11 protein-coding genes and 1 pseudogene are annotated in these 13,563 nt (G+C 74.2%); 10 read left to right on the top strand and 2 right to left on the bottom strand.

The window, feature by feature from the left end:
• Positions 1 to 114: 114 nt before the first annotated feature.
• Both ELR47_RS08820 and ELR47_RS08825 read left to right on the top strand, forming a co-directional pair.
• Positions 115 to 471 (top strand): hypothetical protein, encoded by a 357-nt coding sequence (locus ELR47_RS08820; protein ID WP_130649567.1) that lies wholly within the window; start codon positions 115 to 117, stop codon positions 469 to 471.
• A 137-nt stretch (positions 472 to 608) separates the two neighbouring features.
• Positions 609 to 2,606 (top strand): aconitate hydratase, encoded by a 1,998-nt coding sequence (locus tag ELR47_RS08825; protein ID WP_130649568.1) that lies wholly within the window; start codon positions 609 to 611, stop codon positions 2,604 to 2,606.
• A gap of 112 nt (positions 2,607 to 2,718) precedes the next feature.
• On the opposite strand, the gene ELR47_RS08830 is transcribed toward ELR47_RS08825, so the two are convergent.
• A complete protein-coding gene (locus ELR47_RS08830) occupies positions 2,719 to 3,846 on the bottom strand; it encodes a thioredoxin domain-containing protein (protein WP_130649569.1) in 1,128 nt (375 codons plus the stop codon).
• Between the two features lie 71 nt (positions 3,847 to 3,917).
• Here ELR47_RS08830 and ELR47_RS08835 point away from each other — a divergent pair, with 71 nt between their 5' ends.
• The 4 genes from ELR47_RS08835 (at position 3,918) to ELR47_RS08850 (ending at position 10,028) form a co-directional block, all read left to right on the top strand.
• Positions 3,918 to 4,910 (top strand): glycine betaine ABC transporter substrate-binding protein, encoded by a 993-nt coding sequence (locus ELR47_RS08835; RefSeq protein ID WP_130649570.1) that lies wholly within the window; start codon positions 3,918 to 3,920, stop codon positions 4,908 to 4,910.
• A gap of 235 nt (positions 4,911 to 5,145) precedes the next feature.
• Positions 5,146 to 5,439, top strand: a complete 294-nt coding sequence (locus ELR47_RS08840; RefSeq protein ID WP_130649571.1) for a DUF6504 family protein — start codon at positions 5,146 to 5,148, stop codon at positions 5,437 to 5,439.
• Entirely contained in the window at positions 5,439 to 9,329 is a 3,891-nt protein-coding gene (locus tag ELR47_RS08845) for a DNA polymerase III subunit alpha (protein ID WP_130649572.1), read from the top strand. The genes ELR47_RS08840 and ELR47_RS08845 overlap by 1 nt, the downstream gene beginning before the upstream one ends.
• Positions 9,330 to 9,362: 33 nt before the next feature.
• Complete coding sequence (locus ELR47_RS08850; protein WP_130649573.1) at positions 9,363 to 10,028, top strand: HAD family hydrolase; 666 nt, start codon at positions 9,363 to 9,365, stop codon at positions 10,026 to 10,028.
• 50 nt (positions 10,029 to 10,078) lie between these two features.
• Here ELR47_RS08850 and ELR47_RS08855 read toward each other — a convergent pair whose 3' ends face one another.
• Positions 10,079 to 10,804 carry a VOC family protein gene (locus ELR47_RS08855; protein ID WP_130649574.1) on the bottom strand — a complete coding sequence of 242 codons (726 nt, stop codon included), beginning with the start codon at positions 10,802 to 10,804 and terminating at the stop codon, positions 10,079 to 10,081.
• A gap of 150 nt (positions 10,805 to 10,954) precedes the next feature.
• On the opposite strand from ELR47_RS08855, the gene ELR47_RS08860 reads away from it, so the two are divergent.
• The 4 genes and pseudogenes from ELR47_RS08860 to ELR47_RS18660 all read left to right on the top strand — a co-directional run bounded on the left by ELR47_RS08860 (position 10,955) and on the right by ELR47_RS18660 (position 13,551).
• Positions 10,955 to 12,220 carry a DNA polymerase IV gene (locus ELR47_RS08860; RefSeq protein ID WP_205745159.1) on the top strand — a complete coding sequence of 422 codons (1,266 nt, stop codon included), beginning with the start codon at positions 10,955 to 10,957 and terminating at the stop codon, positions 12,218 to 12,220.
• A 76-nt stretch (positions 12,221 to 12,296) separates the two neighbouring features.
• Positions 12,297 to 13,073, top strand: a complete 777-nt coding sequence (locus tag ELR47_RS08865) for an enoyl-CoA hydratase/isomerase family protein (RefSeq protein WP_130649575.1) — start codon at positions 12,297 to 12,299, stop codon at positions 13,071 to 13,073.
• Between the two features lie 168 nt (positions 13,074 to 13,241).
• A pseudogene (locus tag ELR47_RS19340) lies at positions 13,242 to 13,346 on the top strand (DUF3040 domain-containing protein); the annotation flags it as partial.
• Between the two features lie 52 nt (positions 13,347 to 13,398).
• Positions 13,399 to 13,551 carry a hypothetical protein gene (locus ELR47_RS18660; protein WP_188584368.1) on the top strand — a complete coding sequence of 51 codons (153 nt, stop codon included), beginning with the start codon at positions 13,399 to 13,401 and terminating at the stop codon, positions 13,549 to 13,551.
• Positions 13,552 to 13,563: the final 12 nt, after the last annotated feature.

Here is a 13,563-nt window from a genome sequence, read left to right on the forward strand (position 1 = left end):
GGTCCCCGTCGCCGTCGCGCGGGCGTGCCGGGCCGCGGCGGGCCGTCTGCGATGCAACCGCGGGTCGACGGCCTGTGCCGGTATCCTCCGCCGACCCGTCGACGAGGCGTCCGTGTGACCGCAACCGATCCCCGACCGGTGCCCCCCGGTGCCCATCGGACGCCGGTGGACGCCGCGCCGATCGTCGACTGGTCCCGCACCGCCCGACGCCTGCGCCGGCAGCTGACCGTCATCGCCGGCCTCGTGGTGGGTGCGTGGCTGGTCCTCGGACTGTCACGGAGCGCACTCGAGGTCGCACTGCTCGCCGAGCTCGCGGGTCTCGGGATCCTGCTGGCGTTCGTGGCCGAGGTCGTCGTGGTCGGCGGCTCGGCCGTCCGGGGCCTGTTGGCCGCCGGTGAACGCGGTGACCGCCTCGCCGCCGCCGACGTGTCGATCCTGCCGCCGCAGGTGCGTCGGCGAGGTCGCCGCTGACCGGTGGGGCGAGGTCGCCGCTGACCGGTGGGGCGAGGTCGCCGCTGATCGGTGGGACGGGGCCTCGGCCGACCGGCCGAGCCGGAAGGGCCTCCGACTCCTAGGGTCGTCCACGTCGTCGTGGACAGGAGTTCGTCGTGGGCGAGAACGTCGCACGCAAGGTGATCGCGGACCACCTCGTCGAGGGCGAGATGACGCCCGGCACCCCCATCGGGCTGCGCATCGACCAGACGCTGACGCAGGACGCCACCGGCACGCTGGTGATGCTGGAACTCGAGGCCATGGGACTCGACCGCGTCCGCACCGAGGTCTCGGTCCAGTACGTCGACCACAACCTCATCCAGGAGGACCACAAGAACCCGGACGACCACCTGTTCCTGCGCTCCGCCGCCGCGCGCTTCGGGCTGTGGTACTCCAAGCCGGGCAACGGCATCAGCCACCCGGTGCACCAGGAACGGTTCGGGCGGCCCGGCGCCACGATGGCCGGATCCGACTCGCACACCCCGGCTGCCGGCGCACTCGGCATGCTCGCGATCGGCTCCGGTGGCCTCGACGTCGCGATGGCGATGGCCGGCGAGCCGCTGCGGCTGCGCATGCCCCGGATCTGGGGCATCGAGCTGGTCGGGGAGCTGCCCGACTGGGTCTCCGCCAAGGACGTGATCCTCGAGCTGCTGCGCCGGCACGGCGTCGACGGCGGCAGTGGGCGCATCCTCGAGTACCACGGTGAGGGGCTCGCCGGTCTGTCGTCGATGGATCGGCACGTGATCTGCAACATGGGCGCCGAGCTGGGCGCGACCACCTCGATCTTCCCCGCCGACGACGAGGTGCGGCGGTTCCTGCGCTCGCAGGGGCGCGAGGACGACTTCACCGAACTCGTCGCCGATGCCGACGCCAGCTACGACGACACCGAGCGCATCGACCTGTCGGAGCTGGTCCCGCTGATCGCCCGGCCGAGCTCGCCCGGGGACGTCGTGCCGGTCAGCGAGGTCGCCGGCGCCCCCATCGCCCAGGCCTACCTCGGTTCGTCGGCCAACCCCGGCTACCGCGACTTCGCCGTCGCCGCCGAGATCGTGGCGGCCGTCGGCGAGCCGGTCAGCGACCAGGTCTCGTTCGACGTCAACCCGTCCAGCCGGCAGATCCTGGGCAACCTCATCCGGGACGGGCACCTGCTCTCGCTCGTCACCGCCGGTGCCCGGATCCACCAGGCCGGCTGCAACGGCTGCATCGGTATGGGACAGGCGCCCGCCACCGAGGAGATCTCGCTGCGCACGACACCGCGCAACTTCCCCGGCCGGTCGGGTACGCGAGAGGACAAGGTCTTTCTCTGCTCACCCGAGACCGCGACCGCCAGCGCCATCACCGGGGTCATCACCGACCCCCGTGACCTCGCCGAGACCCATGGCATCACCTATCCGCGCGTGGCCGAGCCGACCGAGCTGCTGATCGACACGGGCAACCTGGTCGCACCGTTGCCGCCCGACGAGGGGGGCCACGTGGCGCTGCGCAAGGGGCCCAACATCGCGACGTTGCCCGACGTCGACCCGCTGCCCGACGACCTCGAGCTGCCGGTCGTGCTCAAGATGGGCGACGACGTCTCCACCGACGAGATCCTCCGGGCCGGCGCCGAGGTGCTGCCCTACCGGTCCAACATCCCCGAGATCGCCCGGTTCGCGTTCGACCGCATCGACGAGACCTATCACGACCGGGCCATGGAGTGGCGCGACGGGGACGGCCACGCCGTCGTCGGTGGCCGCAACTACGGCCAGGGCAGCTCCCGCGAGCATGCCGCACTCGCTCCCCGCCACCTCGGTCTGCGCGTGGCGCTGGTCAAGGAGTTCGCCCGCATCCACGCCCAGAACCTGGCCAACTTCGGCGTGGTCCCGCTGCGTTTCGTCGACGAGGACGACTGGAACGCGATCGAACAGGACGACGTCCTGCGCTTCACCGGGCTCCGTGACGCCCTGCGGGCCGGTGCGGCTGTCGAGGTGGTCAACGTCACCCGCGGTACGACGCTGCAGGCCCGCCACGAGCTCTCGCCCACCCAGGTCGAGCGCGTGCTGTCGGGCGGCGTGATCCGCTTCATGAAGCAGCGCCTCGACAACGCCGAGGTCGACGCCGCCGACCGGCCGGTCTGATTCGGCTGCCGCGGCTTGCTCGTGGGCGTGGTGGGGGAGCGGGCGGGGGCGTGAGCCGGACTGGTCAGCCGCGGCGGGCGGTTCCTGCCGTGTGGCGGAGGGGGTGCGCTGCTCAGTCCTCGACGAGGTCGTCGGCGGGGGTGCCCTCGGCGCGGGGCGGGATCGCCGGCAGTGCGTCCAGCTCCGCCTCGAGCTCGGCGACGTCGAGGACGTTGTCCCAGCGGGCGGCGATCCGACCGTCCTCGCCCACGAGGAAGGTCCACGGCTCGTTGCCGCCGGTCTCGGTCTGGATCCACTCGGCGGCTGCCGCGTTGAGGCGCTGCTCGTCGAAGTCCTCCCACACCTCGACCATCACGAAGTCGGCACGCTCGGCGTAGCGGTCGGCCAGGTCCTCGATGGTCTCCACGAGCGGGCCGCAGAACCGGCTGACGCAGTAGACCGGGGTGGAGAAGATCGCGACGACCGGCCGTCCCTGCTCGACGGCCTCGGCGATGGTGGTCCGGTGCAGCTGTGGGGAGGGGACCTCGCCGTCCTCGATCGCCCGTGAGTCGAGGGACTCGGGCTCGGCGGTGCCGGCCTCGACGTCGGCCAGCGTCAGGTTCTCGATGGCCGGTGCCTCGTCGCCGACCGCGGGGACCCCGGGCTCCTCGTGGACCTCGAACGTCGCCTGGCCCTCGTGCACGGAGCCGTCGGCCAACTGCGCGGTCACCCGCAGGCCCCAGTACCCCGGCTGGTCCAGGTCCACCTCGGCGGCGTACACACCGGTGCCGTCCTGGGCCGACATCACGGTCGGCTGTGCGGCGTCGCCCTCCGGCTCGGCGCCCGGCACCGGCAGGAACGCGGCCGTGGCGCGCTGGGTCAGCTCCGTCTCGCCACCGGCCGCGTCCCCGAGGTGGCCGAGGTCGAACGTGACCTCACCGAACCCGAGCAGTTGCCGCTCCTGGGTGTACAGGCCAGCCAGCAGCCGCTGCGACTCGCCGACCGCGAGGTCGAAGCTGGCGACGGCGACGGCCAGCTGCAGGTCGTCACCGTCGGCGGCGGTCGCGTCCGGCTCGGCCTCGGCTGGCGCGCCCGCAGGGTCGTCCTCGGTGTCGCCGGTGTCGCCGGTGTCGCCGGCCCCGCCGTTGCAGGCGGCGACGAGCGCGGCGGTCAGCAGTGCGGCGACGAGGGAGCGGCCGCGTCGTCGGCGACCTGCCGTCGACACCGGCGCGGACGGGAGCGGAGCGGAGAAGGTCTGCATGGCGGGCAGTGTACGACGGCACGGGGGTGGCATCGCACGCACGCCGGGCGTCGTCGGCGGGACCCGGGGCGATGTGGCAGCCTGGGCGGGTGCGTCGCTGGCTGTGTCTGCTCCTGATCCTGTTCGCCTGCACCTCGCAGGTGGACACCGGCGTGCCGGCGGGCAGCGACGACGTCGCCACCGGGGATCTGTCGCCACTGCGCATCGCCAGTGGCCCCGAACTCGAGACCCGCGTGCTGGCACACACCGTCCAGCGGCTGCTGGAGCTGGCGGGACAGCCGACCCGGATCGTGGTGTTCGGCGACGGTCGGGACGCGCGGCAGGCGATGGAACTCGGGGACGTCGACGTGCAGGCCGGCTACACCGGCGAGACGTGGCTCGAGACCCTGGGCCGCGCCGACCCGCCGGGGGACCCGCGCGCGAGCTTCGTGGCGGTGCGCGACCACGACGAGCCCGAGGACCTGGTCTGGCTGCGGCCGCGGTTCGGGGACGGCAGCCTCGACCAGCCGCCCGCGAACGCCACGTTCGCCTTCGTGGTGCAGGGCGCGGCGGGACCGGGCGCCGACCTGCGCACGCTGTCGGACCTGGCCCGTCGTCTGTCCGAGCAGCCCGACGCGCTGGTGTGCGTCGACCGGGAGTTCGGCACCCGGGTCGACGGCCTGCGGGCGGTGCTCGAGGCGTACAGCGTCCGCAGCGACCGGGCGTTCCTGGCCGCTGATCCCGAGGAGGCGGTCCGGGGGGTCGCGGCGGGGGACTGCCTGGCGGGGTTGACGACCACGACCGACGGGGCGGCGTGGGGCGCGGGACTGCGGCCCCTGGTCGACGACCTGCGGGTGTTCCCGGCGTTCGTGCCGCTGCCGCAGATCCGGGCCGAGGTGATCGAGGAGCGACCGACCGTGCGGGTCGCACTGGGCCCGATGGCGGCCCAGCTGACCACGGCACTGCTCGGCAGCGCCAACGCCCGTGTCACGGCGGGTGAACCGGTCGAGCAGGTCGCCGACGAACTGGCCCGTGAACTGCTCGTGCTCGCCCGGCGCACGCTGCCCGAGGACGTCGAGGGCTGACGTCCTCGGCCCGCTCGGGGCGAGCGCGACGAGTCCGGTGCGCAGGGTCGCGCGCGGCGCGGGCGGCGGGGGTCGTTCGCTGGCGGGTGTCGCAGTCGACTCGTACGGTGCCGTCGTTCACTCGAACGTGTGTTCGATCCCTGGCCTGATCGTCGAGTCGCCGGGCCGGGTTCGAGCAGGCAACCACCCCCGGGGAGGCCGGGGGTGGCCGACAGACGACGACGGCGGACGAGCCATGACCAAGCGTTACCGCGAGACCCTCGAGGAGGTCGAACTCCCTTCCACGCAGACGACCGGCGACACCGCCCCCACCGGATTCACCTGGCGGGGCCACCGCTACCAGGTGCTGCAGGTGCTCGGGCACTGGCGCGAGGATCCGGGCTGGTGGCGCCGACCCGACGGCGAACCGGTCCAGATCGAGCAGACCGACCTGTGGCGGGTGGAGGCCAGGAACGGCAAGCCGACCCGCGGGGTGTACGAACTGGTCCGGCGCGGCGAGTCCTGGCGGCTCGACCGCGTCTGGGACTGATGGCGTCCCCCCGCCGCTGGTCCCCGCCCGGTGGGTCGGCCCCGGGGGGCCGAACGGAGCACGGGGCGTCGGTCGCCGACCACGAGGTCGACGTCCGGCGGGCGGCGGAGGCGGCCGAGGCGCTGTACCGGGCGGGCCGGTCCCGCCCGGCACCCCCCGGCACGCCGCCGTTCGCGCACCTCAGCGCCCGCACGTCCTACTCGCTGCGCGACGGGGCGATCCGCCCGCGTGAGCTGGCCGCGGCCGCGGCGGCCGCCGGGATGACGCACGTCGCGGTCACCGACCGTGACGGGCTGTACGGCGCCGTGCGTTTCGCCCAGGCCTGTGCGGCCGAGGGCGTCACGCCGGTGTTCGGCAGCGACCTCGCCCTCGTGCCGCGCGACGACCGCCCCGGTTGGGAGCGCACCCGGGGTGGTCGCGTCCGCGAGGACGGTGAGGCACGGCCCGGCCGTGGGGCGGGATGGCTCGAGGACGACGCCGCGCGGGTGACGTTGCTGGCCCGGACCCAGGACGGCTACGGCGAGCTGTGCCGCACGGTCAGCGCCGCCCACGCCGAGGTCCGCAGCGACCCCCACCTGCCGGCCGACGCGCTGGGCACGGCGGCCACCTCGGACGGGGTGGTCGCACTGCTCGGGGTCGACTCGCCGGTCGGGCGGCTGCTCGCCGCCGGCCGTGCCGACGCCGCCGAGGCCGAGCTGCGTCGCTGGTTGGAGGTGTTCGGCCGCGACGGCGTGGTGCTCGGCGTGCGCAACCACCGGGTCGCGCCCGGTGGCCGACGCTCGCTGGCCGGCGGCAGCGGAGGACACGACCTCGCCGAACCCGGCGACGACGCCCGGATCCGTCGCACCCTGGAGCTCGCCGAGCGGCTGCAGGTCCGCGCCGCCGCGGTCAACGACGTGCGCTACCTGACCACCGACGACGCCGCGGTCGCCGACGTGCTGCGCTGCGTGCGCCACCAGGTCCCGCTCGGCCGCCGTCACCTCGGCCGCACCACCGCCGAGGCATGGTTCACCACCGCCGCCGACCAGCACGAACGCTTCCGGGAACGTCCCGACCTGCTCGTCGCCGCGCACGAGCTCGCGACGTCGTGCGCGGTCGACCTCGGGATCGGCGGGCTGCAGGTCCCGCGCCTGTCGGGGCTCGCACCCGAGACCGCGGCGGGCGAGCTGCACCAGCGCTGCTGGTCCGGCGCCGCCGAGCGGTTCACCCGCATCACCCCGGCGGTGCGCGAACGGCTCGAGCACGAACTGGGGATGATCGACCAGCTCGGCCTGCACGACCTCTTCCTCGCGGTCGCCGCGATCGTCGCCGACGTCCGCGAGCTCGGGATCCTGGTCGCCTGCCGCGGGTCGGCCGCCGGCAGCCTGGTCTGCTACGTCCTGCGGATCAGCGACGTCGACCCGATCGCGAACGGTCTCGCGTTCGAACGCTTCCTCAACCCCTATCGCGACGAACTGCCCGACATCGACCTCGACGTCGAGTCCCACCGACGCGAGGACGTCTACGACCTGGTGATGGCCCGCTTCGGCGAGGACCGCACCGCGTGCGTGGCGATGGTGGAGACCTTCCAGGCCCGCATGGCCGTCCGCGAGGTCGGCAAGGTGCTCGGCCTGCCGCCCGAGGAGATCGACCTGATCGCCAAGGGCTTCCACCATGCCCGCGCCCGCGACGTGCGCACCGCCCTGGAGCAGCTGCCCGAGCTGCGGGGCAGCCGCCTCGACGCCGGGCAGCTCACCCGCCTGTTCGACCTCGTCGAGCGGATCGACGGCTTCCCGCGTCACCTGGCGATGCACCCGTGCGGGATCCTGCTCGGCGACCGCGACCTGACCACCCGCACGCCGCTGGAGCGCTCCGCCCACGGCTACTCGATGAGCCAGTTCGACAAGGACGACGTCGCCGCGCTGGGCCTGCTCAAGCTCGACGTGCTGGGGGTGAGGATGCTCTCGGCGATGTCGCACGCGCTGGGGCTGGTCAACGGGACGTTGCAGCGTTTCCCCCCATCGGCCACGGACGGCCCCGTTCCCGGGGTCCAGGCGTCGGCGCCCACCCGGGACGCCGACCCGTCGCTGCCAGGTCGCGACGCGCGCGGGCGGTTGTCGGTGGACGCGATCCCCGACGGCGACGAGGACACCTACGCGCTGATCCGCTCGACCCACTCGGTCGGGATCTTCCAGATCGAGTCGCCCGGCCAGCGCGAGCTGCTCGGCCGACTGCAACCCGACCGGTTCGGGGACCTGATCACTGAGATCTCGCTGTTCCGGCCCGGGCCGGTCAAGGCCGACATGGTCAGCCCGTACGTCTCGCGGCGGCACGGCGAGGAGGAGACCCGCTACCTGCACCCGTGCCTGGAACCGGTGCTGGCCGAGACCCACGGCGTGATCGTCTACCACGAGCAGGTCATGGGGGTGCTGGCGGCGTTGACCGGCTGCGACCTCGCCTACGCCGACCTGTTGCGGCGGCAGCTGTCCGACCCGCGCAGGGTCGGGTCGATCCGCGGCTGGGTGATCGCCCGGGCACGCGACCGGGGACTGACCCGCGAGCACGCCCAGCAGGTGTGGGACCAACTGGCGTCGTTCGCGTCGTTCGGGTTCTGCAAGGCCCACGCGGCGGCGTTCGCGGTGCCGACCTACCGCTCGGCGTTCCTGAAGGCACACGTGTTCCCGGAGTTCGCCGCCGGCCTGCTCACCCACGACCCGGGCATGTACCCACGCCGGATGATCCTCGACGAGTGCCGACTGTTCGGCATCGCGGTGCTGCCCGCGGACGTCAACCGCTCGATCGGGCCGTACACCGTCGAGGTGGTCGACCGCGGCCTGGCCGACCACCTGCTCGGGTTGACCGCGGCCGTGCGGGCGCGCCAGCGTGGCGAGGATCCGGCCCCGCACCTGCCCCCGGGTTGGACCTGGCCCTGCGAGGTGCCCGACGGGCGCGTGCCGCGACCCAGGGCCGGCGCACCCGCGACGGCGGTGCGGGTGGCCCGGCCGGTGCCGCCCACCGGGTTCGACAGCGGCGAGGCCGGCAACGGCTACCGCTATGCCGTGCGGATCGGGCTCCAGGACGTCAAGGGTGCCACCGACGCCGAGGTGGCCGCGCTGATCGACGGTCGGCCGTTCCCGACACTGGCCGACCTGCGCGAACGTGGCGGGCTGTCCCGGCCGACCGCGGAGGCGTTGGTCGACATCGGTGCGCTCGACCAGCTCGCCGGCGTCGGCCGCAAGGGCGGACCGGCCAACCGGCGGGCGCTGCGCCTCGCGGTCGAGGAGCTGTGGGGCACCGCGGGGCGCCGGCGCCGGGCACGTCCCGACGGGCGGCGCGTCGAGCAGACCGCCCTGGACCTGCACGCCGACCACACCCCGGAGCTGCCCGAGGACCGGGCGTCCGACCGCGTCCGCGCCGAGCTGGCCGTCTCCGGGATGGACGTGTCCCGGCACGTGCTCAGCTTCTACGAGCCGCTGCTGGAGGTGCTCGGGGTGGTGCGGGCCTGTGAGCTGGCGGACCTGCCGACCCAGACCACCGTACGGGTCGCGGGGGTGAAGGTGGCGGTGCAGTCACCCGCGCAGCGCTCCGGACAGCGGGTGCTGTTCCTGTCGCTCGACGACCGCACCGGCCAGACCCAGACCACCTACTTCGAGCGCAACCTCGACGACTGCGCGTGGACGGTGCTGCACGCCTGGCTGCTGGTGGCCGAGGGGCGGGTGTCCCGGCGGGGGCGGATGGGGGCGACGGTGACGGGCACGCGGGCCTGGGACCTGTCGCGGTTGTGGCGGGCCTGGCAGGAGGGGTGGCTGGACGCCGCCCTGGCCGAACGCGGCACCCCGGCCCCGCACGAGCGTGCGGTCGCCCGACCCGCCGGCCTCACCGCCGCCGAGTTCGGCCGCGGCAGCACATGACCCGCTGGAGCCGGCCCGCTACCGTCCCGCCACATGAGACACGTGGTGTGGGACTGGAACGGCACGCTGCTCGACGACCAGCTGCTGGTCGTCGAGGCGCTCAACGCGGTGCTCGCCGACCGGGGGCTGCCGCCGACCGACCTCGCGACCTACCAGCGGCTCTACACCCGGCCGGTGCGGACCTTCTACGAGCGGCTCTTCGGTCGGCCCATCGGGGCCGAGGAGTGGGAGCACCTCGACGAGGTCTACCACCACGGCTACGCGTCGGCGCTCGAGCGGGCCAGGCTGGCGATCGACGCCGAGGTCGCCCTCGACCGGGTCGCCGCGCTCGGCCGCTCGCAGTCGCTGCTGTCGATGTACCGCCACGACCAGTTGGTCCCACTGGTGCGGCGGCTCGGGATCGACGACCGGTTCGTCCGCGTGGACGGCCTGCGTGGCCCCGGTGGCGGACCGAAGGCGCCCCACCTCGAAGCGCACCTGGCCGTGGTCCTGCCCGCGACCGGGGCGGCACCCGACGAGGTCCTCGTGATCGGCGACGCGCTCGACGACGCCGCGGCGGCCGCCCACGTCGGCGCCGCGTGCGTGCTCTACGACGGCGGTTCCCACCCGCGCGCCCAGCTCGAGGCGGTGGGTGTCCCGGTCGTGGACACCCTCACCGACGCCCTCGCGGTGGCCGGACTCGACGCCTCCGCGGCCTGACCGACGCCTCCGCGGCCTGACCCGCGCGACCCGCCGACCGCGGTCCGACGTCACTCGGCCCCGGCGCGGGTGACGGCCAGCGTCCTCGCGCCCACGACCGCGTCGCCCGGCCGCGCCTCGGCGTCGGTGAACCGCAGGCCGAGCGGACCGGCCTGCGGGCCGGGGACCACCACGACGTCGAGCGGCGCGTCGGCCCAGCGCACGCGGATCCCGTCGTCGTCTCCCTCCACCTCGGCACCGAGCCGGCGCCAGACCTCACCCGCGGACCGGGGCGCCGGGTGCTGCAGCGTGGGACCGAGCAGGCGCGGCCCGTCCGGCGACGGAACCTCCGGGTCGACGCCGGCCAGCGCCGCCCACTCGTCGTCGCTGCGGCCGGCCCAGGCGACCTGCACGATCAACCCGCCGACCTGGGACGGCCGCAGGAATGCCTCGTGCCAGACCTCGCCCTCGGCGAACACGTCGATCACGTCGAGGCCCTCCTCGCGCAGCCGTTCCACCGCGGCCAGCAGCGCCGGCACCTTGAGCGTCACGTGATGGATCCGCGCGCCGAAACGGTCCAGGAACCGGGCCGCGAACCCGTCGGGTGCCACCGGTTCGAGCAGTTCGAGCTTGGCGCCGCCGGGGTAGCGCAGCTGCCGGGTCGCGAACCCGGCCTCGTCGGCGGCGAACCGGGGGCCGACCCAGCCGCCGCCGAGCCGGTCGCGCCAGTACGTCGCGGCGTCGTCGATGGCGGGCACGGCCACGGCGACGTGGTCGGAGACGCTGGCGATCGGCACACGGACCTCACGGGGGCGAGCGGAGTGTCGAGGTTAGTGATCGTTCACACGCGGGTGGTGGTCCACCGCTCGCACCGGCACCCCGGTACGCTCGCGGGCGAACACCCGTTCGGTCGCCCCGCCGGCGACCGCCCGCCCGAGGTCGCACGCGTGTCCGGAGTCGCCGAGCCGATCCTGCACGTGGACATGGACGCCTTCTTCGCCTCCGTCGAGCAGCGCGACGACCCGGCACTGCGCGGGCTCCCGGTGGTGGTGGGCGGTGCCGGCGGTCGCGGCGTGGTCGCCGCGGCCTCCTACGAGGCCCGCCGGTTCGGGGTCCGCAGCGCCATGCCGATGGTGCGCGCGCGTCGGCTGTGCCCGCACCTGGTGGTGGCACCCCACCGCTTCGAGGCCTACCGCGAGGCGTCCCGCCAGGTGATGGAGATCCTGCAGGGCTACACGCCGCTGGTCGAGCCGCTGTCGATCGACGAGGCGTTCCTCGACGTCTCGGGCGCGGTGCGGCTGTTCGGCCCACCCGTCGAGATCGCCCGCCGCATCCGCCTCGAGGTCCGCGAGCAGGTCGCACTGCCGTGCTCGATCGGGGTCGGGTCGACCAAGTCGGTCGCCAAGCTGCTCTCGGCGAAGGCGAAACCGGACGGACTGCTGCACTGGCCGGCCGACGAGGTGGGAGCGCGCCTGCGTCCGCTGCACGTCTCGGAGCTGTGGGGTGCCGGACCGAAGACGGTCGAGCGGCTCACCGCCTACGGCTTCCGCACCGTCGGGCAGCTCGCGGACGCCGACCTGCGGACCCTGCAGCGGGTGGTCGGGGAGGTCACCGGCAACCATCTGCACCATCTCGCGCACGGGCGCGACCCCCGCTCGGTGACCCCGACCAACCCGACCAAGTCCGTCTCGGCCGAACAGACCTACGACGAGGACATCGACGACCCCGACGTGCTGCGCCGGCAGCTGCTGCGACTGTGCGAGAAGGTGGGTCGCCGACTGCGTACGGCCGGCCTGGCGGGACGCACCATCACGTTGAAGGTGCGCTTCGCCTCGTTCGAGACGGTGACCCGCTCGTCGACCCTGCCGGCCCCCACCGACCGCACGCACGACCTGGTCACGGTCGCGACCGGACTGCTCGACGGGTTGCGCCTGGAGCGGGCACGGGTGCGGTTGCTCGGCGTGGGCGTGTCCAACGTCGGTGACGGTGACACGGCCCGGCAGCTGTCCCTGGACGCCCCCGCCGAGCTGTTCCCGCTCGAAGCCACCGGGGACGCGACCGGCTGGAGCGACCGTCGGTGGGAGGACGTCGACCGGGTGGCGGACACCGTCGCCGAACGCTTCGGCGGACTCGGCGTGTCCTTCGCTGCGCTGCTCGACGACGACGACGACGAGGCGAGACCGGGCCGCGACGGCCGGCACGACGACGGCTGATCCCCGGTCGGTCGGCCTCCGGGGCCTAGGCTCCCCGACCGGCGGCAGGTGTCGCCCGCGCGGCAGGAGGCGCAGCATGACCGACGTGGTCGGCTACGAGGTGCAGGACGCGGTGGCGCACGTCACCATCCGGCGGCCCGACAAGCGCAACGCGATGAGCCTCGAGGTGTTCGCCGGACTCGGCGCGTGCGCCCGGCGGGCCGGTCAGGACCCGGCCGTCGGTGCGGTCGTGGTGGCGGGGGAGGGCGGCACCTTCTCGGCCGGGATCGACCTCGCGGTGTTCGGTGAGCAGTTGCAGGGCGGCGTCGACCCCGGGTTCGTCGCCGAACTGCAGGCGGCGTTCACCGCGTTCGAGGAGCTCGACAAGCCGACGCTGGCCGCGATCGAGGGTCACTGCCTCGGTGCCGGTATCCAACTGGCGCTCGCCTGTCACCTGCGGGCCGTGGCCCCCGACGCGGCCCTGGCGGTCAAGGAGGCCGACTGGGGCCTGGTTCCCGATCTCGGCGGGTCGTGGCGGCTGCCCCGGCTGGTCGGGCTCGGTCGCGCCACCGAGCTGACCATGACCGCACGCACCGTCGGGGCGGACGAGGCGCTGGCCATGGGACTGGTGGAGCTGGCACTGGGCAGCGGCGACCCGCGGGCCGAGGCGCACGCCGTCGCCGCGAAGCTGGCCGCAGGTCCGGGGGCACTGCGGCGGGCACCGCGACTGCTGCGCGAGAACCTCGACCGGGGACGGGAATCGGCCCTGGCCGCCGAGGCCCGCACCCAGGTGGCCTGCGTCGAGGGGCACGACTTCCGCGAGGCCGTGAGCGCGCGGCTCGAGGGTCGCGCGCCGGCCTTCCGTGGGACCTGACCGGGGCGCGCGGACACGGGTGAGCGTCGGAGCCGGCGACCGGCCGGATCGGCGGGTCGGCGCGCTCGGTGGCCGACCGTGGACGGGGCGCGCATCGGCCACTCGGCGGGGTGCATCGTCGGGGGGTGCTGGATACGCTTCCCGCACTGTCGGCCACGTGGAACCCACATGCCGTTGTCCGAGCACGAGGAGCGGATCCTCGCCGAGATCGAGCGTCAGCTCGCGGCCGAGGATCCCCGGTTCGTCGCCCGCGCGCGACGAAATCGCACCGCCGCATCCCGAACACTGCGCCTGCGACTCGCGGTCGCGCTGGCGGTCCTGGGGGGTGCTCTCGCTGCTCGGGTTGACGTTCAGCATCGGTTTCGGTGTGGCGGGGATGGTGCTCCTGCTCGGCGCGATCCTGCTCGGCGCCACCGCGTTGCGCGAGCGTCCGGAGCAACCGACGCCGGCCGCCGTGCCGCCCGACGAGGTCAGCTGACCGGCGCGGCTC

Source organism: Egicoccus halophilus, from assembly GCF_004300825.1.
Lineage (GTDB): Bacteria > Actinomycetota > Nitriliruptoria > Nitriliruptorales > Nitriliruptoraceae > Egicoccus > Egicoccus halophilus.